17 protein-coding genes and 1 pseudogene are annotated in these 20,391 nt (G+C 51.5%); 9 read left to right on the top strand and 9 right to left on the bottom strand.

The window, feature by feature from the left end:
- Nucleotides 1-130 precede the first annotated feature (130 nt).
- From ABD892_RS06575 to ABD892_RS06555, 5 genes are all read left to right on the top strand, one after another.
- Nucleotides 131-628, top strand: coding sequence for a CvpA family protein (locus ABD892_RS06575; RefSeq protein WP_345194627.1), 498 nt, complete (start codon nucleotides 131-133; stop codon nucleotides 626-628).
- Between the two features lie 59 nt (nucleotides 629-687).
- The gene (gene purF, locus ABD892_RS06570; RefSeq protein ID WP_345194626.1) at nucleotides 688-2,202 is read left to right on the top strand and encodes an amidophosphoribosyltransferase; all 1,515 of its coding nucleotides are present in this window, start codon (nucleotides 688-690) and stop codon (nucleotides 2,200-2,202) included.
- Between the two features lie 95 nt (nucleotides 2,203-2,297).
- A complete protein-coding gene (locus tag ABD892_RS06565) occupies nucleotides 2,298-3,515 on the top strand; it encodes an O-succinylhomoserine sulfhydrylase (protein WP_345194625.1) in 1,218 nt (405 codons plus the stop codon).
- A gap of 113 nt (nucleotides 3,516-3,628) precedes the next feature.
- Complete coding sequence (locus tag ABD892_RS06560) at nucleotides 3,629-4,534, top strand: AAA family ATPase (protein ID WP_345194624.1); 906 nt, start codon at nucleotides 3,629-3,631, stop codon at nucleotides 4,532-4,534.
- A complete protein-coding gene (locus tag ABD892_RS06555) occupies nucleotides 4,534-5,496 on the top strand; it encodes a DUF58 domain-containing protein (RefSeq protein ID WP_345194623.1) in 963 nt (320 codons plus the stop codon). The genes ABD892_RS06560 and ABD892_RS06555 overlap by 1 nt, the downstream gene beginning before the upstream one ends.
- On the opposite strand, the gene ABD892_RS06550 is transcribed toward ABD892_RS06555, so the two are convergent.
- The gene (locus tag ABD892_RS06550; RefSeq protein ID WP_345194622.1) at nucleotides 5,486-5,872 is read right to left on the bottom strand and encodes an SCP2 sterol-binding domain-containing protein; all 387 of its coding nucleotides are present in this window, start codon (nucleotides 5,870-5,872) and stop codon (nucleotides 5,486-5,488) included. The genes ABD892_RS06555 and ABD892_RS06550 overlap by 11 nt on opposite strands.
- 147 nt (nucleotides 5,873-6,019) lie before the next feature.
- Here ABD892_RS06550 and ABD892_RS06545 point away from each other — a divergent pair, with 147 nt between their 5' ends.
- Together ABD892_RS06545 and ABD892_RS06535 are read left to right on the top strand one after the other, a co-directional pair.
- On the top strand, nucleotides 6,020-8,122 hold the full coding sequence (locus ABD892_RS06545; RefSeq protein ID WP_345194621.1) for a transglutaminase TgpA family protein: 2,103 nt from the start codon (nucleotides 6,020-6,022) through the stop codon (nucleotides 8,120-8,122).
- Nucleotides 8,109-8,849 (top strand): annotated as a pseudogene (locus ABD892_RS06535) (IS30 family transposase); the annotation flags it as partial. The gene ABD892_RS06545 and the pseudogene ABD892_RS06535, both read left to right, overlap by 14 nt.
- A gap of 33 nt (nucleotides 8,850-8,882) precedes the next feature.
- Here the strand turns inward: ABD892_RS06535 and ABD892_RS06530 are convergent.
- From ABD892_RS06530 to ABD892_RS06505, 6 genes are all read right to left on the bottom strand, one after another.
- Nucleotides 8,883-10,517, bottom strand: coding sequence for an IS1634 family transposase (locus ABD892_RS06530; RefSeq protein ID WP_345194619.1), 1,635 nt, complete (start codon nucleotides 10,515-10,517; stop codon nucleotides 8,883-8,885).
- Nucleotides 10,518-11,007: 490 nt separating this feature from the next.
- Entirely contained in the window at nucleotides 11,008-12,561 is a 1,554-nt protein-coding gene (locus ABD892_RS06525; RefSeq protein WP_345194618.1) for a hypothetical protein, read from the bottom strand.
- A gap of 178 nt (nucleotides 12,562-12,739) precedes the next feature.
- On the bottom strand, nucleotides 12,740-13,228 hold the full coding sequence (locus ABD892_RS06520; protein ID WP_345194617.1) for a DUF4442 domain-containing protein: 489 nt from the start codon (nucleotides 13,226-13,228) through the stop codon (nucleotides 12,740-12,742).
- Nucleotides 13,229-13,306: 78 nt separating this feature from the next.
- Nucleotides 13,307-15,898 carry a bifunctional aconitate hydratase 2/2-methylisocitrate dehydratase gene (acnB, locus tag ABD892_RS06515; protein ID WP_345194616.1) on the bottom strand — a complete coding sequence of 864 codons (2,592 nt, stop codon included), beginning with the start codon at nucleotides 15,896-15,898 and terminating at the stop codon, nucleotides 13,307-13,309.
- Between the two features lie 331 nt (nucleotides 15,899-16,229).
- A complete protein-coding gene (locus ABD892_RS06510) occupies nucleotides 16,230-17,099 on the bottom strand; it encodes a universal stress protein (protein ID WP_345194615.1) in 870 nt (289 codons plus the stop codon).
- A gap of 145 nt (nucleotides 17,100-17,244) precedes the next feature.
- Nucleotides 17,245-17,850, bottom strand: coding sequence for a hypothetical protein (locus ABD892_RS06505; protein WP_345194614.1), 606 nt, complete (start codon nucleotides 17,848-17,850; stop codon nucleotides 17,245-17,247).
- A gap of 136 nt (nucleotides 17,851-17,986) precedes the next feature.
- Between ABD892_RS06505 and ABD892_RS06500 the strand changes: the two genes are divergently transcribed.
- Nucleotides 17,987-18,634, top strand: coding sequence for a MiaE family protein (locus tag ABD892_RS06500; RefSeq protein ID WP_345194613.1), 648 nt, complete (start codon nucleotides 17,987-17,989; stop codon nucleotides 18,632-18,634).
- A 26-nt stretch (nucleotides 18,635-18,660) separates the two neighbouring features.
- On the opposite strand, the gene ABD892_RS06495 is transcribed toward ABD892_RS06500, so the two are convergent.
- Both ABD892_RS06495 and ABD892_RS06490 read right to left on the bottom strand, forming a co-directional pair.
- Entirely contained in the window at nucleotides 18,661-19,434 is a 774-nt protein-coding gene (locus ABD892_RS06495; RefSeq protein WP_345194612.1) for a UDP-2,3-diacylglucosamine diphosphatase, read from the bottom strand.
- Nucleotides 19,385-19,894 (bottom strand): peptidylprolyl isomerase, encoded by a 510-nt coding sequence (locus ABD892_RS06490; RefSeq protein ID WP_345194611.1) that lies wholly within the window; start codon nucleotides 19,892-19,894, stop codon nucleotides 19,385-19,387. The genes ABD892_RS06495 and ABD892_RS06490 overlap by 50 nt, the downstream gene beginning before the upstream one ends.
- Before the next feature lie 330 nt (nucleotides 19,895-20,224).
- Between ABD892_RS06490 and ABD892_RS06485 the strand changes: the two genes are divergently transcribed.
- Nucleotides 20,225-20,368: an entericidin A/B family lipoprotein gene (locus ABD892_RS06485; RefSeq protein WP_345194610.1), complete on the top strand. Its 144-nt coding sequence runs from the start codon at nucleotides 20,225-20,227 to the stop codon at nucleotides 20,366-20,368.
- Nucleotides 20,369-20,391: the final 23 nt, after the last annotated feature.

Here is a 20,391-nt window from a genome sequence, read left to right as displayed (position 1 = left end):
GTTAGAATCCCTTGCCATGCGGTACAGGGTAAATCTTCCACCCTGTAGTGTAATTCACACTCTTTTCAGCGATAGGTCACCACCGGGCCAGGTGACCTGAGCGGTGTTATTGCCCGACAGGATCTTCGTTATGGCGTTTACCTGGGTTGACTGGGTTATTGTAGGGATTACGGTCATTTCCAGCCTGATCAGTCTTCGCAGGGGTTTTTTCAGGGAAGTGTTGTCACTGCTGACCTGGATTGCGGCGGTGATCATTGCCTGGTTATTCAGTGGTTCTCTGTCGCTTCTATTTGCGAATTATATTGAAACGCCCTCACTGCGTGTCATCGCCGCTGCCGCCATTCTCTTCATTTTGACCCTCATTACGGGCGGCATTATTAATACCCTGATTGGTAAATTAGTGGAATTCTCCGGCCTGACCGGCACTGACCGCTCCCTGGGTATGGTGTTTGGCGGACTGCGCGGTAGCTTGCTGGTGGTGACTCTGGTGGGAATAGCCTCCTACCTGCCGGTCCAGCAGGATGCGTGGTGGCGTGACTCAGTACTGGTTCCCCATTTTGAACTGGTGGCTGAATGGTCGAAATCAATGGTATTTGATTGGATGGCGCCGGCGGTCAACAATCGTTGATCACTGGCGTCCTGCATACGGTTTGGTAGTCATTGTTTGCAAGTGATGAGGAAATCTGAATGTGCGGTATTGTCGGAATCTCGGCCTCCAGCCATGTCAATCAGGCGTTGTTTGATGCGCTGACGGTGCTTCAGCACCGGGGGCAGGATGCTGCCGGCATCGTGACCTGTCATGAAGGGCGGTTTTTCATGCGCAAGGATAACGGGCTGGTCAAGGATGTCTTTCGAACCCGGCATATGAAGCTGCTGGAGGGTAACATCGGCATCGGCCATGTGCGTTATCCAACAGCGGGTTCGTCCAGCTCGGCCGAAGCGCAGCCGTTTTATGTTAACTCTCCTTATGGTATTGCGCTGGCCCATAACGGCAATCTCACCAATGCCGATGCTATCAAGGAACACCTCTTCCGCACTGAACTCCGCCATATCAACACCAGCTCCGACTCCGAAATCCTCCTGAATGTTTTTGCTCATGAACTTCAGCAGTTGGGCAAGTTGTCACCCACGCCGGATGACATCTTTACTACGGTAGAACGGGTGTATGGGCGTTGTGAAGGGGGCTATTCTGTCGTTGCCGTGATCAATGGCTACGGTATGGTCGGTTTCCGCGACCCCAATGGCATTCGTCCGCTGGTATTTGGTGAGCGGGATACGGCTGATGGTAAGGAGTACATGATTGCCTCGGAGTCCGTGGCGCTGGATGTGCTGGGCTTCAAGCTGGTGCGGGATGTTCGTCCTGGTGAAGCGGTCTATATTGACCATAATCGCCAGTTGCATACCCGTCAGTGTGCTTCAGAAGCCAGCTGCACACCGTGTATTTTCGAGTACGTCTATTTCGCGCGTCCGGATTCGATTCTGGATAAAGTGTCTGTCTATAAATCCCGTATTCGCATGGGACAGAAGTTGGCGGACAAGATTCTGGAAGAGCGCTCTGATCACGACATCGATGTGGTCATGCCCATCCCTGATACCAGCCGAACCGCAGCCCTGGAGCTGGCTACGCGCCTGGGTGTCAGCTATCGCGAAGGTTTCGTGAAGAATCGCTATATTGGCCGAACTTTCATCATGCCGGGTCAGACTCAGCGCAAGAAGTCCGTACGCCAGAAGCTCAATGCCATTGACCTGGAATTCAAGGGCAAGAATGTCCTGCTGGTCGACGACTCGATTGTGCGAGGCACAACCTGTAAACAGATTATTGAGATGGCCCGCGATGCGGGTGCGAAGAAAGTCTATTTCTGCTCAGCGGCGCCGGCCGTACGTTTTCCCAATGTCTACGGGATCGACATGCCGACCGCCAGCGAACTGATTGCCCATGGTCAGACTGATGACGAGGTTTGCCAGCAGATTGGTGCTGACTGGTTGATTTATCAGGAGCTCAATGATCTGATTGAGGCAGTTCGCGCAGGTAACCCCGATCTGGCCGCCTTTGACTGCTCGGTCTTTGATGGTAAATACCTCACCGGTCACATTGATGAGGTTTATCTGAATCAGCTGGCCATGCAGCGGAGTGACAGCGCCAAACTTGAGCGCGAGGCGCGGGAGAATGCGGTCATCGATATGCATAACGAATCCGCCTGACGCATAACGTTTGCCGAACAGGAGGAGGCCGGGCATTCTGCCCGGCTTGAGGGGCGGCAAACGATCTCTATCCGACACGCAGTATCAGGATCATTATGAACGATAAAAACGATAGCGCATGGGTCGGCAACGAACTGGCAGACGCCGATTTTGAAACACTGGCGGTCCGTGCGGGCATTACCCGTTCCGCAGAGCGTGAGCACAGTGAGGCACTGTTTCTCAGTTCCAGTTTTACCTATGAATCTGCAGCCCAGGCCCAGGCGGTCTTTGCTGGCGATGAACCGGGTAATGTCTATTCCCGTTATACCAATCCCACGGTACGCATGTTCGAAGAACGGATGGCAGCCCTGGAAGGCGGCGAGCGTGCCTGCGCCACGGCGTCGGGCATGGCAGCCATTCTGGGCGTCTGCATGGCGGTGCTGAAGGCGGGTGATCATGTGGTGTGTTCGCGCAGTGTTTTTGGTACTACCGTAACCTTATTTGCCAAGTACATGGATCGGTTTGGTGTCAGCACAACGTTTGTGGATCTGGTCGATCTTGACCAGTGGCAGGACGCAATTCGTCCGGAAACCCGACTGCTGTTCCTGGAAACGCCCTCCAATCCGTTGGGTGAAGTGGCTGATCTCGAAGCCATTGGCCGGCTGGCACGTGAACAGGGAGCATTGCTAGCGGTAGATAATTGTTTCTGTACGCCAGCTTTACAGCGCCCCTTATCGCTGGGAGCTGACATCGTGATCCATTCAGCCACCAAATATATTGATGGACAGGGGCGTTGCCTGGGCGGAGTCGTTGTCGGTGCTGCCAGTGTTGTCGACGAGGTGAATATCTGGCAACGGGCTGCGGGCGCCACGCTGAGCCCTTTTAATGCTTGGATTTTCCTCAAAGGTCTGGAAACGCTCAAGTTGCGTATGGATGCACACTGTCGCAATGCCGGACTGCTCGCCGAGTGGCTTCAGTTCCAGGCCGGTGTGAAGAAAGTCCATTATTGCGGATTGCCAGAGCATCCTGGACATACGTTGGCGCAAAAACAACAGTCCGGCTTTGGCGGTGTTCTGGCCTTTGAAGTGGAGGGTGGTCGAGAAGCAGCCTGGCAAGTCATTGATAATGTCCAAATCATCTCAAGAACCGCCAATCTGGGCGATGCAAAGACGACGATAACCCACCCGGCAACCACAACCCATTGTCGGCTGAGTGACGAAGACAAGCGTCGTGCCGGCATCAGTGAAAACCTGATTCGTGTCGCCGTAGGACTGGAGTCAGTGGAAGATCTTATGAAAGACCTCTCTCTTGGGCTAGAACGTTTGAGGGGATGAATCTGCAGAAAGTGCCACTGAGTATCATGGAATTGGCTATTCAGTAGCCTCTAGTCTGCCGTTTAAGCGCTACGCTTAGAATCAATGACCATAATAAAGTGCAATTGGACTGTATGAGCATTATTCATGAGACCGTTGAAGAGTTGGGGCGGGTTGTTGTTGGCAAGGAGCAGCAGGTCAGACTGGCACTGTGTACGCTCCTGAGCCGAGGCCACTTGTTGATTGAAGATCTGCCGGGGATGGGGAAGACCACCTTGTCTCATGCCTTGGCTCAGGTGTTGGGCTTAGGATATCAGCGCATTCAGTTCACCAGTGATCTTCTTCCCGCTGACATTCTGGGTGTTTCTGTTTTTGATCAGGGTAGTTCTGCGTTTGTCTTTCACCCAGGACCCGTTTTTTCCAGTGTGATTCTTGCCGACGAAATCAATCGAGCTACACCGAAGACGCAAAGTGCACTGCTGGAAGCCATGGAAGAAGGGCAAGTGACAGTGGAGGGGGAAACCCGTTCTCTGCCTAGGCCTTTCTTTGTCATTGCAACGCAAAACCCTGCATCCCAGCGCGGTACATTTCCCTTACCGGAATCCCAGCTGGACCGTTTCCTGATGCGGATTACGCTAGGTTATCCCAGTGCTAAATCTGAGCGGGTTCTGTTTCAGGGGAAATCGGGTCGGGTACAACTGCATACTCTGAGGCAGGTCATGACGGCGGAAACCCTGATCGATTTGCAGGCACAAGCCGACAGTATCCATGTCAGTGAGTCGCTGCTTGATTACCTCCAGAAGTTGGTAGCCGGCACGCGAGACGGAAATCGATTTGTTTGCGGTCTTTCGCCTCGAGGTGCATTAGGTCTTCTGTCGGCGGCCAAGGCCTGGGCGCTTATGGAAGGACGTGATTATGTGATACCGGAAGATTTACAGGTTGTGTTCCAGCCCGTCTGTCGCCATCGGGTCATTGCCAGGAAAAATGCATATGGAACCAATGAGTTACTGTCAGAAGTTAATGTGTCGGGTCAGTCGTGATGATCGGGGCGGCCTGGCATAAACGATTTGATCGCTGGTTGACCCGGCGCATTCCGCCAGCAAACCACGTCACGCTGAATCAGAAAAGTATTTTCATTGTGCCTTCGAGAGTGGGGTATGGCTTTCTTCTGGTGGCATTGCTTGTGTTTCTCGCGGCCATTAATTACCAGAACAGTCTTTCCTATGTGGTGAGTTTTTTCATGGTGGGGCTGTTCCTGGTTACCATGCTGCATACTTGGAAGAATCTGGCAGGCTTGACGGTGTCAGGGCATGGCGCTGAGTCGGTACATGCTGGTCAGGATGCCGGGTTTACCGTGACTGTTCGAGCGGCTCAAGGGCGTTCTCAACATGGGATTCAGTTGGGATGGCAGGGGCAACTGACCACGGCAGAACCCGGGCAGGAGAGTGACGAAGTGATGGTCTGGCACCCGACCAGCCAGCGAGGCTGGCTCCGGCCCGGCAGGTTGAGAGTATCTACCGAGTTCCCGCTGGGTCTTTTTCATGCGTGGAGTTGGGTGGATCTGCAACTGGAAACACTGGTTTATCCTGCACCGGATCAGTCTGATCTTGATATTGAGTCCCTGGCGCTGACAGGGCAGGGGGACGGCGTCGTGAGACCCGATGGTAATGAGGATTTTGCCGGTTTGCGCGAAACCGTACCGACCGATCCGTTAGCGCATGTCAGCTGGAAATCCTTTTCGCGAACCGGTGAGCTGCTGACCAAGCAGTTTCATGATTATGCCGATGAGCGCTTCTGGCTCGATTTCCGCACGGTTTCTGGATATGAGACTGAAGAAAAGCTTTCAATACTTTGTGGCCTGGTCTTGCATTATGTGGATCAGCAGGCTCAATTTGGGCTTTGGCTGCCGGATCATGTGATTGAACCTGCTCAAGGGGAAGCGCATGTGCAAGATTGTCTTACTGCATTGGCACTTTTTGGGAAAGATGATGCTAATCCGTAAATGCGGCAATGGTTTGCTGCAGGTGGCGCTGGGTTGGGGTTGGTTGTGCGGTATGAAGCGCAAACAGGCATCGTAAGTCTCCGGAGGCTTTCAATTGCCCCTTGAAGAAGGCTTTGAATCCGGCGGCCGTATCGTTTTCGATAAAGATACTGCGGGCTACATCAAGCGGCAGGGTGATGTGGGCAGTGGCGTCAGATTGGTGCCTGGCTACAAATAACCCATTTTTCATTGCCAGGGGAAGCGTCTGGCCTTCAGGTGTGACGACGGTGATATTCAGGCAGATAGCGCGTATGGCTGTGGGAATTTTCAGGCTGCCAGCGTCTGCAATGGTTTGCTCTACCTGCGACCACCAGGATGTCGATAAAAACTGTGACAACGCGATGTCCTTCATAGGGCGAGTGATTGATGGGATAGAGAAAAAGTAGTGCAAAAAATGGGGTTCTGTTGTGATCCCATCAGGCACTGAACAAAGCAGTTGTAGGCGAATAATAAGAGAACAGGCTTTGGAAATAGGTAAAACTGGATGTCACAACGGATAGCACGATCTTCAACGATTTGGCTGGTGACAACGCTACTGCTGGTCAGCGCGCCCTTGTTTTCCGTGCTGCCTTTTGCCGTTATCGGTACGGTCATCTTCTGTGTTTTCTGGCGTTATCGGCAGCTTCAGGGGCAATGTGGTGAGGCGTCTACGTGGTTAAAGGTGCTGCTGGTCGTCTTCTGTTCCATCAGTATTTACATCAAATTTAAAACCTTGGTTGGCTTGGCGGCCGGCGCCTCTGTGCTGGTGGCAGCCTGTTCCATGAAATTGCTCGAATTAAAAACGGTGCGTGATACCTGGATTATCATGCTGCTGAGCTTTTTCATTGTGGTCACCGGCTTGCTCTTTTCCCAGAGTATTTTGATGGCGGGTTATTTGCTCGTTGTTTTGGTGGTGGTTGTATCCGCAATGGCTGCGTTGCATTACCAGAGTGGTAGAAAGGGGCTGGGGTTTGTCTTTCGGCGAGGTGCCATACTGTCGGCACAGGCTTTGCCCATGATGTTGATTCTCTTTCTGGTGGTTCCCCGCATTCCACCGTTGTGGTCTGTGCCGATGCCTGAACGGGATGCGACCACGGGTGTCAGCGATTCCATGAGTCCGGGGGATATTGCGCGGTTGAGTCAGTCGGACAAACTGGCATTTCGGGCCACCTTTGATGGCAAGGTGCCACCGCCGGAAGAACGTTACTGGCGTGGCATCGTGATGAGTCATTTTGATGGTCGAACCTGGTCTCAGGAAGATCATGATACATTGTCTGTCAGGCAATATATTACCGAGGATGGGCTGGTTCGATGGTATCCGACACCCTCCTGGTACACGGTAGATGAGGATGCTGATCCGGAATACCGTTACGACATTATCCTGGAGCCCACCGGTCAGTCCTGGCTGTTCTCTCTGGGGCCAGCTTGGGAACCGATAGTCGATGCCGGCGTGACCCGCGACTACCGACTTATACCCCGTAATCCGGTTGATTTCAGGATGGCCTATCAGTTGGAGTCCTATACGAGGCAAGCAGATGAGCGAGATTTGCCGTCATGGATGGCCGAACTCAATCTGCGTTTACCTTATGATGGTGATCGAGAAGCGCGCGCTTACGGTCAGAAGTTATCAAAGCAATTTGATGGCGACCCGGTCAAGATCACCAACGCGTTACTGCAACAGTTTCGAACCCAGCCGTTTTATTACACGTTAAGGCCGCCTTTACTGGGCGCGAATACCATCGATGAATTTCTCTTTTCTACCCGACAGGGCTTTTGCAGCCATTATGCCGGAGCGTTTGTGTTTGTTATGCGGGCTGCCGGTATCCCTGCCCGGGTGGTTGCCGGGTATCAGGGAGGAGAGTACAAACCGGATGATCGTGTTATCCAGGTCCGACAGTTTGATGCACATGCCTGGGCCGAAATATGGGTGCCGGAAAGCGGCTGGGTGAGGGTTGATCCTACCGCGGCTGTTTCGCCGGAGCGTGTCCGTGAAGGGCTGGAAGAAGCGGTTGCCGGGGAAGGTAGCTTTTTGAGTGAGCGTCCTTTCTCACCGGTTCGGTTCCGGCATGTCGATCTGCTGAACAAAATGCGGTTGTCTTGGGAAAAACTGGAATACCAGTGGCAGCGCAGGGTGCTGGGTTACCACCACAACAGTCAGGAGGCACTGTTCCGGCGTCTGTTTGGTGATCGTGACATGTACCAGACGCTGGCAATTGTCTTGGGCAGTGCCACAGTCCTGTTTTTAATGGTGATGAGCGCAGTTTTATTGTGGCCTGGCAGGATAAAACGGACTGCGCTGGAAAAATTATACGATCGCTTTTGCCGGAAAATGGCCAAAAAAGGCTTTGAGCGATACCCCGGTGAAGGTCCGGTTGCCTATGGTCAGCGAATAGCTGAAAGTGCGCCTGAGTTGGCAGAAGTTGCGGTTACATTTACCAAATATTATGCACGTTGTCAGTATGGTGAAGGCGCAGAGACCCCGTTAGATAGCATTAAACAATTAAAGGCAGCACTATCAAATNCAGAATCAGTGTTCAAGACTTACCAGAATGGGTGTTCAAGAGTTACCAGAATCGGTGTTCAAGTTGTGCCAGAATACGCAGCATAAACAGGTCGTTGCGAAGGGGGTGTCGCTTGGCTGGTCACCAGAGTGCATCAGTGCCCGTATGAAAATAGAACTACCCGACAAAATGATCAGCCATACGACGATTTATCACCTGATTGACAAGGATAAAGCCAACGGCGGTACGTTGTATCAGGATCTGCCCAGGTTTGGCAAAGCGGGCTGGAAAGGCGGTAAGCGAAAGGCTGGTCGCTCATGAATACCGGATAGAAAGGATATCTCTGAACGACCTGATATCGTCGAACAGCGTACACGGCCGGGTGACTGGGAAGGTGATACGGTTTATGGGCAAGATGCCCATCTGGTTACCCTTGTTGACCGTAAAAGCCGTCTCACACTGATCGGCAAGGTCGATAGCAAGAACTCTGAAACCGTTGCCAACAAGATGATTGAAATGCTGAAACGGGCAAATTGTGCAAAGACTATCACGTTGGATAACGGTGGAGAGTTTGCCATGCATGCACTGGTATCAGAGGCCATTAATGTCGACATCTACTTTGCGAAACCCTACGCGAGTTACCAAAGGGGAACCAATGAGAACACCAATGGGATTATCTGTCGGCAGTGGCCGAAAAAGATGACATTTGGTCAAATCACTGATGAGGAGATTGAAGCAATGGAATTACAGATAAACAGTATCCCTCGCAAGGTTCTTGGCGGACTGACGCCAATCGAGGTCTATACAGGGAGGTCTGTTGCACTTATTGCTTGAATCCAGCTTTATTCCTGCCTTTCACCACCTCTCTCAGGAATATAACGAAATGTAAGAAACACCCAAAATTTGGATGATCGTCAACTGCCTTTCCCGTAAACCGACCACATGTTGCTCTTGATTATTGACTGTTAATACATTTATTCCCTGAAAGCAGAAGAACACCCATCGCGCAGTGGGGTTCTGGTACGGCTTTTTCTTCTGGTCGGGAAAGAACCGACTTTGTTTTTTTAGCTCATGCCTGATTCTGTGCTGGATAGCAGCATAGACCATCAGGCACAGCGTCATCACCATTAACAGGGCTTCAATGCGTTCCGCTTTCTCCAGATAGAGTGAAGAGACCAGAAAATCCGGACTTTTCAGGAATCTAAAGCCGCCTTCAACCTGCTGTTGCGACTTGTAGATAGACAACAGTTCAGCGGCATTCAGACTATCCTGATCCAAATCATTGGTACCCAGAATAAAGCAACCCAGTGAGGCCTGCGCATTCTCCCTTGTCTCGCAGGGAACAAAACATGTGCCCTGTACATAGTATTCGAAGTGATCAGGTTTACTCTCTGACGAGGGACGCCCTTTGCCCGAATAGCAGGGTTTGCAGATAATCTCAGGTTCCGTTTCACTCAGGCAGAGCACTGATTGTTTCTGCCACAGGGCAAAAGCCTTCAATGCATCGTCACGGCACAGAAAAGCCTTTTTACCCAGCTTTTCCAGGTTTCTAGCCTCCTTCAGTGACTTTTTCTGCATTGTTCTGGTCAGCGTTTTCTGTTCACTGAGTCTGCGCTTTTCATTGAGAAACAAGAACCATCGCTGTTGAACCTCTCCATAGCAGGAGGTCACTTCCGCAGAATAATATTGCTCATAGCCTTTAACAGACTCCAGTGACATGGTAGAAACCTTGCCGACCAGCGCCTTTGCTTCCTTGATATTCAGGGGTACCCGGGAGATAAACAGCTGCTTTTGCTCATCAAGCGACTGTAATGTTTCGGCAACGTACATTGCTGCATCAGCGACCAGGTAGCGATTATTCAAAGCCGCCTTAAAACACGACAGATGATTTTTAATGATTTCCTGAAAACATGTATTGTCGTTCACATTGCCACTGGCCGGTGCCATAAACACAGGAATGCCAGCCTCATTTTCGGTCATTAACTGCAAGACAACCTGATTCAGGTCAGGCCGGTGATCACGGCTGTAACCGCGGCAGATATGGATGCAGTTCAAGTCATCAGGGTCTGCATTGCTGTTATAGTCACCATCCACATGCAAGCTGGTGCCATCCAGGTTTAATGCCTTGCAGGGCAGCTTCAGATGGTTAACGACCTTAACGGCAAGGTTCAGGTACAAATCACTGACACCGGCGTCGTACAGGCTGTCGAGGGCTCGTCCAAGAACCTTGTCGTTTAAGTGTCCTGCCTGAATACCCTCCCCAATGAGACGATTAATTGGCTTGTCCTCAAAAAATTCAGGGAATAAATACAACGTTTGCCCTGTGAAACCGAGACCATTGATGATCATTGCGACCACAGCCTGTCCAATGGTGACATTACGTGCATCAGCATCATTGGTTATACGCGCATCAATGTATTCAGCTATCTTTAGTTCCTGGCACATTCCTGCAACAAGACCAAGGTGGTTCAGGCTCTCAAGTTGGCATTGAAATGGCAGCATTTTAATGTTCCTGAATGTCTCTGGTTAATCCTCAGATAATAGGGTTCAGGAAAGTGTCAAGTTGGGTGGTGAATGTCAGTTATTCCCTTCGGCAGCAGAGATACATCAGAGTGTGATGAAGCAGGATTAAAAACGCTATTCAGGGGAGTGGTTCTAATGCATGGGACGGCCGCCGGTGTTGTCCTGTCGGACCGGATACTCATTCTGAGTGCTTGAGACGAACGATTTCAGGGCTGATCAAATATATAGGCTCAGAATTGGCGCTGTTGATATAGAGGCCCTCTATGATCCATACAATCATCCTCAGGCAAGTAGGACAGAACTACCGTTGATGATGGCTGCAGGTGGGATCAGGACGATCAGTGAAACACTGCAACCAATGCTAAAAAATAGCTATACATGTCAATGTCAGAATATAGCGAGAATGCCTGCTTGATAATGTTCGTTCTTGCTGTATGGCTGATGTTTTTTATTCTCCTTATCATGTCTCTTATACGGCGGTCTCAAGGCTTTCTAACGACAATGATGAAGGAGTTATTGAATCACTCGTCTCAGGAGGAGACGGCCTTCTGCAGCCTGAGATCAGGCGTCGGGCAAGGCGCTGGCTGCATTGGCAGTGTTGACAATAAAAACCTGTCATGCCACCAATAAATGCAGCAATGACCAATAGGGTTGCTTGTGGAGAAAATTTGTCGTCGCCATCTTGTTTCGATGCTTCAAATTGTACTGAAAAGGCGACGCAGATGATTGCCCCTATCAGCAAGGCCAGAAACGCCCCTGTCAATGGACCGGCTATTGGTTGCAGGCAGTGCCTGGCACGATATTGAATTGGTGCAAGATAGGTAAACTTGGCTTTTATCTTATTGATATCAAGGTAATCTCCTCGTGCCCTAATCCACCCTCCCTTATTGGCATGTAGCTCTTCTAATGTGATGGTTTTTTCTTTGAGTCTATCAAACGCCTCTTTATCCGATGGGGTAAGATTGTCATATAGCGACTCTTTTTGGTAATCATCAAAAGCGGAGCGATTGAATAAATCGAGTAGTTCATCACTGATTTCCTTCGGCGTGAACCCGCATCCGGGAAAGCCAAATGCTGTAAAGTAAGGGGTGTTGTGACGTTTTTTAACGAGCATGACATTAAATCCCTGCGCGGCTCCTTTAGGGTGTTTATCAAGATAGTCTTTATGGTTTTTGAAGTAATAGACCTTGCCTTTTTGAAGGTTTTCTGGAGGAAGATGCTGTTGGCTTGGATCACTATTTAGCGGTGGCTCTTGTATAGAAATGAAATTTTTTAACGAAGTTTCTGAATTACCATGAATATGAATGGTCAAAGGTGTGTTCGAGCTTCTGTCAAAGGTTTTGTTGAAGTTGTCTTCACCAATCAAGGCCAAAATTACCTCGTAATAAGCAATTTCGTAAGCCATATTACAGTCGATGATGCTGAAGTTGTTTTTTAAGGCTGATAATGCGTCTGTCGCTTTAACCCCTTCTGCGACAATGTAGTGTGACTTACCCACTCTATCCATGAATGGTATTTGTTCATAGATGTCCATAGGTGGACAACTTTCTTTTACTATCTTTTCCAAATCACTCAACACCGTATCTTTCATCAGTAAATGTTTACTGAATTTATTGACATAGGTCTGTACAAACCGGCAACAATCTGTTGAATACATGGGGCCAGAGTTAAGTGTTGACATAAACAGGTCATCTACGGGGCTCGGTGATTCGATTAATTCCTCCAGTAGCGAGCAGCGTTGATAATACTTGTCACAGCCAAGTGCAAAGCACTGGGATACCATTCTGTTTAAATCGCGTTGGGTGGTTATGCCTGCAAAGACTGAATGAATAGAGTGCCTTTTTGGTAATGGCAGAATTTGTCTTCTTTTTTCTCGGAGTAATGGATTGAAGGCTAACGGGTCTCTATCTGGAGTATACCTTGGACTTTGTGTGTTTCCGGTAGCCGTTTCTTGTGCGACATTCAGGTTTTTCATACTGCCTGACACAGAGGCTATGGTTTGTTGACTGGCAGCTTTCATCATNGCATTTTAATGTTCCTGAATGTCTCTGGTTAATCCTCAGATAATAGGGTTCAGGAAAGTGTCAAGTTGGGTGGTGAATGTCAGTCAAATGTCTAAAAGTGGTGGGTTTTAGGGAGGCTTGATTTGCAAGGTGTCCGTCATTGTCGCCTCTGAGGACACCTGGCAGATATGACGTGCTTTAGCGACGCTTTGGAGTCCAGGCCCAAATCATTTCGGCCTTGATAGGCTCAACGCCTTTTTCATCGGTTATCGTGACAGCGACGGTGACTTCACCTTTTTCGGTGGTCTGAATCTGTTGAATTTGCGCATCAGTAAGGTGGGCTACCGCGTGGAGATCGCCAGTCGCTCGCTTTACATAATCAATATGCATGCTCTTGATTACCGGCACCCGGTCATCCGGTACATTCATTCCCACAATATAGCCCGTGGCGGATTCCGCCAGCAGCGCCATGGCGCAGGCATGGACGCTACCAATGTGGTTCTGCACCCGCTTGCGGTTTTTGATGGTCAGCCGGCTTTCCTGGTGGCTGAGATGATGAATATCTACTTTGGCCGTTCCGGCAAACTTGATGGCGGTGCCAAACACTTTCGTCAATAACCAGGATTGCATGAAAGGCGGGGCTTTCTGCGTCTTGGCGACAATACGGCTGAGTCGATTACCTGCCATGGTCATTCCTGTTTCTTATTGGGTTTCTGGGCGAAAAAAAAACGGGATCAGAAGCTCTGATCCCGTTTCCGGCTTAGGTTAACCGGCTTTGGCGATAATGTTATCCGCCGCTTCCTGGTAGGTCTGGATCTGGTCAAAGTTCAGGTAGCGATAGATATCACCCGCCATGGCGTTGATGTTTTTGGCATACGCCATGTATTCCTCAGCGGATGGAATCTTGCCGAGTATCGCACCAACCGCCGCCAGTTCTGCTGAACACAGGTAGACGTTGGCGCCGTCACCCAGACGGTTCGGGAAGTTACGGGTTGAAGTAGAGAGCACGGTCGCGCCGGGTTCTACGCGAGCCTGGTTACCCATGCACAGCGAGCAGCCCGGAATCTCGGTTCTGACGCCGGCTTTGTCGTAGATGTCGTAATAGCCTTCCTGCTCCAGCTGGCTCTTGTCCATCTTGGTGGGCGGCGACATCCAGAAGCGGGTCTGAAGCGGATCGCTGTTCTGTTCCAGCAGTTTACCGGCTGCACGGAAGTGACCGATATTGGTCATGCAGGAACCGAGGAAGACCTCGTCGATCTTGTCGCCGGCGACATCGGAGAGGGTACGGGCATCATCGGGATCGTTCGGGGCGCAGAGGATGGGCTCCTTGATGTCAGCGAGGTCGATATCAATGACAGCGGCATATTCAGCGTCAACATCCGCACGCATCAGTTGCGGGTTGGCCAGCCACTCTTCCATCTTCTTCGCACGACGCTCCAGGGTACGGGCGTCACCGTAACCTTCACTGATCATCCAGCGCAGCATGGTGATGTTGGACTTCAGGTACTCGCCGACGGATTCTTCCGAGAGTGTGATAGTACAGCCGGCCGCAGAGCGCTCGGCAGAAGCATCGGAAAGCTCAAACGCCTGCTCAGCGGTCAGGGTTTCCAGGCCTTCAATCTCAAGAATGCGGCCAGAGAAGATATTCTTCTTGCCTTTCTTCTCGACAGTCAACAGACCCTGCTTGATGGCGTACAGCGGAATGGCGTGAACCAGGTCGCGCAGGGTAATGCCAGGTTGCATTTCACCCTTGAAACGAACCAGTACGGATTCTGGCATGTCCAGCGGCATAACGCCGGTTGCAGCGGCAAAGGCGACCAGACCGGAACCGGCAGGGAAAGAAATACCCAGTGGGAAACGGGTGTGTGAGTCGCCACCGGTACCGACGGTGTCGGGCATCAGCATCCGGTTCAGCCAGCTGTGGATGATGCCGTCACCAGGGCGCAATGCAACACCGCCGCGGTTCATGATGAAATCGGGCAGGGTATGCTGCATCTCAACATCAACCGGCTTGGGGTAGGCTGCAGTATGGCAGAAAGACTGCATGACCAGGTCGGATGAGAAGCCCAGGCAGGCCAGGTCTTTCAGCTCATCACGGGTCATGGGGCCGGTGGTGTCCTGGGAGCCGACAGTGGTCATCTTCGGTTCGCAGTACTGGCCGGGGCGTACGCCGTCGACGCCACAGGCCTTGCCGACCATCTTCTGTGCCAGCGTGTAACCTTTGTTGCTGGCTACTGCATCAGCTGGGCGGCGGAAGACAGTGGAGTGTTCCAGGCCCAGTGCTTCACGGGCTTTGTCGGTCAGTCCGCGGCCGATGATCAGGTTGATACGGCCGCCGGCCTGGACTTCATCCAGAATGACGTCTGACTTGAAGGTGAACTCAGAGAGCACATCGCCGGATTCAGACAGAATCTTGCCGTCGTAAGGACGGATCTCAATAACGTCACCCATGTTGAGCTGATCGACCGGGGCTTCAAATACCAGTGCACCGGCATCTTCCATGGTGTTGAAGAAGATGGGCGCTACTTTGCTGCCTATGCAGATGCCGCCTGACCGCTTGTTAGGCACGCCCGGTATATCATCGCCAAAGAACCAGAGTACCGAGTTGGTGGCAGATTTACGGGAGGAGCCGGTACCCACGACATCACCGACGAAGGCTACCGGTATGCCCTGTGCCTTGATGGCTTCAATCTGGCTCATGGGGCCGGTCACACCGGGTTCTTCCGGCGTCAGACCATCGCGAGGCATTTTGTAGGCAGCACGGGCGTGAAGCGGGATATCGGGACGTGACCAGGCGTCAGGGGCAGGGGACAGGTCGTCGGTGTTGGTTTCGCCGGTGACTTTGAAAACCGCAACCTTGATGCTTTCCTGTACCTTGTTGCGCTGGGTGAACCACTCCGCGTCAGCCCAGGATTGCAGGACGGCTTTGGCGTTGTCGTTGCCGGCCTTGGCTTTTTCTTCCACGTCGTGGAAGGCGTCAAAGACCAGCAGGGTCTTTTTCAGCTGTTCAGCGGTCAGAGCGCCGAGGGCTGCGTCATCCAGTAGGCTGACCAGTGTCTCAATGTTATAGCCGCCCAGCATCATGCCCAGCAGTTGGACGGCTTTCTCTTTGGTCAGCAGGGAGGATTCGGACTCGCCTTTCGCCACGGCGGACAGAAAGCCGGCTTTCACGTAAGCGGCTTCATCAACACCGGGGGGAATACGGTTTTCAAGCAGATCCAGCAGGAAGTCTTCTTCTCCGGCGGGTGGATTCTTTAGCAGCTCTACCAGACCGGTGACCTGCTCGGCACTCAGAGGTTTAGGTGGTACACCTTCTGCAGCACGTTCTGCGACGTGGGCGCGATATGCTTCTAACACGTTTGATTTCCTCATCACTTCACCTGCCACGGAAGGTTTGGGCGGGCTTGTCATACGGGGTTCAGGCTGGACAGTTTCAGGGCTTGCCGGTTTTTTTATGGCGAAACGTACCGGAAAGGCGCTGATACGTCAGGGAATCCCGTGGCAAAACCAGCCTCTGGCAGGGCCATCGTCTGGGTTTATAGAATTTTTCTGGCGCCGAAAAGTATACTTGAAGGCCTCGGGCAAGTTAAGGAAATACCGAAATAGCCGGTATTTTGTTAGTGAATAGTGCCTTGGTCTGGGAACAAAAAAGCCGGTTTGGTGACCGGCTTTTTTGCTGTTGTCGTCTTTAGAAGCGGTAGAGCGTTTGTTCCAGTGGCTCCATGATGTCACGGGGTTTCAGGGTCAGCACGTCACACTCGATGGCGCCCAGCAGTAATTCGGCCGTATTTCCCATCAGGGCGCCTTTGATGCCGGTGCGGGCGACAGTACCCATAACTACAAGGTCAGCATCAATCCGCTTGGCAATGGCAGGGATCAGGGTTTCTGCCGGACCTTCCTCGACATGGATGTCTTCAGCAGGAATTTCATAACGGTCGGCAAAGGGTTTGCAGCCGGCCTGGTAGCTGAAGCGCATACCTTCCTGGGTCTGTTTGTCTGGATCTGCAGAGGACAGCATGGGGGCAGGGTGCGCAGAGGCAATATGACATTCGGCATCGGCGACGCCAGCGATAGCAGCCGCATATTCCAGAATCACTTCATTCAATACCTGATGCTCGCTGTCATTGGGGTTGGCATCAATGGCGGCGAGAATCTTGCCGTTGGTCCAGGGATCCGTATGCTTGACCATTAACACGGGCACCCGGCATTTACGCAGCAGGGACCAGTCCTCAGGGGTGCTGATGACCTTTGCAACGTTGTCAGCCCGCTTTGCCTGTTTGACGACCAGATCGCAGCCCTCTGCCTGGCGGACATGAATGATGGTTTCCACGGCATTGTTGTGCCACTGCTCGTGGGGAATTACGTCAAGACCTTCATCCTGCAGTGGTTTGATCAGGGTTTCCAGGACTTTGAGGGAGGCCTCATTGGCGCGAGGGTTGGGTGCCAGGGCATGAATGGTGGCGCCAGTGGCCTTTGCCAGTAACCGGGCTCTGGCCAGTGCGAGATGTTTGTCCTGCCTGGTGTCGACGATCACCAGCATCTTCTTGAGAGCACGCATGCCCGAATACCTCCCTATCCAATGTCATTTGACCAAGGTTTGATCAGATCATAGCCGAGGTAAAATACGCTGCGATTGATCTATGTCAATGCTGGTCTCTAATTTCAAACGCTCGTTCAAATCGTGGCGTACTTGCCTGTTTTGCTCAATGCCTGTAGAAGCGGATGGCGCTGAGAGGACAGCGGCCGTAAACCCGTGATTTATAGGTTTCCTGTGGGTAGAGCATGCCATTTTCCTGAGGGTTGCTGGCTGCCACTATGCGTTTGCTCATATGAAAGTTCAGTTGCTCGGGCGTATCGCTGCACACGGCATAGTTGACGGTCATTTTAACCCAGGTGTGTTCATGGGCAGGATCAAGTGTGGTGTCGTTGTCAAACAGATAGTTCAGGTCCGCTGTGTTCATGAAGTTATGTTTGAAGGTGACCAGGCAATTCGTGTTGGAATCAGTATGATCTGGAGGCATTAGCCAGAAGGTTCGCCAGTCAACGGAAGCGATAAATCGATGATGGTTCGATTGTTCCTCAAGAGTGTCACTTGCGTCTTCTTCTGTATTGGCGTCATCGTCACATTTACAAAACTGGTAATTGATTAGCGCCCTTACCGGTTGGCCACTGAGTAGTAATGTTTCCAGATCGTTATAGTGATGAACTGACAACGGTTGAGCGCTATGTCGGAATGCGTTGGAGGCAGAGAGGAGTGTGGGTGTCGAGAAGAAAAGGCAACAGAACAGGAGTATGCGATTCAGCGGCATGATTGACTGCCTCCTGATGATTGGTTTAAGGAAACGTTGCTATCCCGTTGAAGCGTAGACCTTTTTTGTTCGGCACTTGGTTTTGTTTCAGGTGTTTTTATAATGACCCCAACCTGACTGGGAGGAGTGAGAAAAAATGGGTGTGTTGCCAGAGTTGAATGAGTTCTTACTGTGCGAAACACCGGATGCCTGGATTCAAGCGGCATTGGAAAATCAGGATGTCCTATTGATCGATCATGCCAACTGTGAAAAGAAGGCTGCAGCAACTGCGCTCAACCTGATGTTCCGTTATGTCGAACATACCGATCTTCAGAACAAAATGTCCCGGCTGGCCAGAGAAGAGCTTCGCCACTTTGAACAGGTCTTTGCCATTATGCAGCAGCGGGGCGTTGAGTACCGGTATGTCTCGGCCTCCCGTTATGCAACGACGTTGCGCGATCATGTCAGAAAGCAGGAGCCGCTGCGTTTGATTGATACGCTGATTGTTGGTGCATTTATTGAGGCGCGATCCTGCGAGCGCTTTAGCAAGCTCGCGCCTTATTTGGATGATGAGCTGGCCAAGTTTTATCGCTCGCTGCTCAAGTCTGAGGCGAGACATTTCCAGGATTACTTGGTATTGGCTATGAATGTGTCAGAAGGGTCGATTACATCGCGCGTTGCGGATTTTGCAGAGATTGAGTGTGAAGCGATTTTACGGGCAGACACAGAGTTTCGTTTTCATAGTGGTGTACCCGTGAAAACGACTGAAGAGATTGTTGATGCCCAAACTGTTGAGACGGTTTAGTCTCGTTCTTCTGATCCCGACCTGTTTCAGAGGCTCGGGATCGGAAAATGTGCCAGGTTAAAATGGCCTTTGTTGAATTCCAGGTACCAGCCATCTTTGTCCCAGTCTCCCAGAACAATGCGTTGGGCGGGGATGTCGTCCAGTTGTACGGCGTGTGTTGCAGGACGGTGCGTATGGCCGTGCACCAGCGTTAGCGTTTGATGTGCCTGCATGATGTCCGAAACGGCTTCAGGTGTCACATCCATGATAGTCAGAGGTTTTGCGGAACCGGCATCGCGACTTTTGGTACGAAGCTTTTCCGCGATACGTTTTCGCGCTCGTAATGGTAGATGATTGAATAGCCATTGAATCAATGGGTTGCGAACGATTCTTCGAAACCGGAGGTAGCCGGTATCCAGGGTGCAGAGGCTATCACCATGCATCAGCAGAATCGGCGTTTCATCCAGTGTGACCAAGGTAGGATCATCCAGCCAGGTGGCACCGGTTTTGCGGCAGAAAGCCTTGCCAACCAGGAAGTCCCGGTTGCCGGGCATGAAGAAAACATGCCGACCTGTTGACGTGTAGCGGAGCAGGGCTTCGGCAATCTCAAGATGAAAACTGTCCATCGCGTCATCGCCAATCCAGTATTCAAAGAAATCACCCAGGATGTAGAGTGATTCTGCCTCAAGCGCCTTGCCTTGCAGGAAACCATGGAATGCCCGGGCGACATCGGGTCGCTCGGGCATCAGGTGAAGGTCTGAGATAAAGAGACTAGGCAACGACCGCAGGCTCCACCACTTCGGCGGATTCGATGATGACATCTTCCACGGGGACGTCCTGGTGGAAGCCAGCATTGCCGGTCTGGACAGACTTGATCTTTTCGACCACATCCATGCCATCAACGACTTTGCCGAATACGGCGTAACCCCAGCCCTGGGCGTCTTTGCTGGTGTGGTTGAGGAAGTCGTTGTCGGCAACATTGATGAAGAACTGGGCCGTGGCGGAGTGGGGATCCATGGTACGGGCCATGGCAATGCTGCCGGTAACGTTCTTCAGGCCATTATTGGCTTCGTTTTCAATGGGATTGGCCGTGTCTTTTTCCTTCATCTCAGGCTCAAAACCGCCGCCCTGAACCATGAATCCGTTGATGACACGGTGAAAAATGGTGTTGTTGTAGTGGCCCTTTTTCACATACTCCAGAAAGTTTGCGACAGTCTTGGGCGCCTTCTCGGCATCCAGCTCCAGTTTGATGTCACCGAAATTGGTGTGAAGAATTACCATATACGTGCCTTAGATGCTGTTACTACTGGCAGACCGCAGCTTCAGTTTGTGAAAACAATCGCTGAAGCGAGTTGTGGTCTGGATGGTTGCTGCTATCCATTGAGGGCGCAGATTGGCCATATGATAGCTTCAGATTTCTCCAAGACCAATGCCTTGTTGGCTTTGCTGTCGGTATTGTCCGATAAAATAACGCGGGTTTGCCCGTGATTCCGGCGAAGGCGGGGGATTTAACTGTTATAGTGATAGTGGTAATCTCTGCGTCTAATTGACAATTGGCATTTCCCACCCTGCTGATTTCCGGCAGAGGCGCATTCCCACTAAGGATTTACTATGACACGCAGGATACCGGGTCTGGTTACCACTGCATTGCTGGCAGTTATGATTCTGGTGACTGGCGGCTGTAATACCATGGAAGGCCTTGGCAAGGATATTCAGGCCCTGGGCAACAAGATTGAACAGAGTGCCGGGCAGTAAGCGTATCCGACGCTGATTTCGCG

Source organism: Kistimonas scapharcae (assembly GCF_039540975.1).
GTDB lineage: Bacteria > Pseudomonadota > Gammaproteobacteria > Pseudomonadales > Endozoicomonadaceae > Kistimonas > Kistimonas scapharcae.
This window is presented reverse-complemented; position numbering and strand designations above follow the sequence as displayed.

Bases quoted from the DNA above. Each gene is read 5' to 3' on its own strand.
- ABD892_RS06575 (WP_345194627.1), top strand. From the start codon at position 131: ATGGCGTTTACCTGGGTTGACTGGGTTATTGTAGGGATTACGGTCATT.
- purF (WP_345194626.1), top strand. From the start codon at position 688: ATGTGCGGTATTGTCGGAATCTCGGCCTCCAGCCATGTCAATCAGGCG.
- ABD892_RS06565 (WP_345194625.1), top strand. From the start codon at position 2,298: ATGAACGATAAAAACGATAGCGCATGGGTCGGCAACGAACTGGCAGAC.
- ABD892_RS06560 (WP_345194624.1), top strand. From the start codon at position 3,629: ATGAGCATTATTCATGAGACCGTTGAAGAGTTGGGGCGGGTTGTTGTT.
- ABD892_RS06555 (WP_345194623.1), top strand. From the start codon at position 4,534: ATGATCGGGGCGGCCTGGCATAAACGATTTGATCGCTGGTTGACCCGG.
- ABD892_RS06530 (WP_345194619.1), bottom strand. From the start codon at position 10,517: ATGCTGCCATTTCAATGCCAACTTGAGAGCCTGAACCACCTTGGTCTT.
- ABD892_RS06525 (WP_345194618.1), bottom strand. From the start codon at position 12,561: ATGATGAAAGCTGCCAGTCAACAAACCATAGCCTCTGTGTCAGGCAGT.
- ABD892_RS06520 (WP_345194617.1), bottom strand. From the start codon at position 13,228: ATGGCAGGTAATCGACTCAGCCGTATTGTCGCCAAGACGCAGAAAGCC.
- ABD892_RS06510 (WP_345194615.1), bottom strand. From the start codon at position 17,099: ATGCGTGCTCTCAAGAAGATGCTGGTGATCGTCGACACCAGGCAGGAC.
- ABD892_RS06505 (WP_345194614.1), bottom strand. From the start codon at position 17,850: ATGCCGCTGAATCGCATACTCCTGTTCTGTTGCCTTTTCTTCTCGACA.
- ABD892_RS06500 (WP_345194613.1), top strand. From the start codon at position 17,987: ATGGGTGTGTTGCCAGAGTTGAATGAGTTCTTACTGTGCGAAACACCG.
- ABD892_RS06495 (WP_345194612.1), bottom strand. From the start codon at position 19,434: ATGTCATCATCGAATCCGCCGAAGTGGTGGAGCCTGCGGTCGTTGCCT.
- ABD892_RS06490 (WP_345194611.1), bottom strand. From the start codon at position 19,894: ATGGTAATTCTTCACACCAATTTCGGTGACATCAAACTGGAGCTGGAT.
- ABD892_RS06485 (WP_345194610.1), top strand. From the start codon at position 20,225: ATGACACGCAGGATACCGGGTCTGGTTACCACTGCATTGCTGGCAGTT.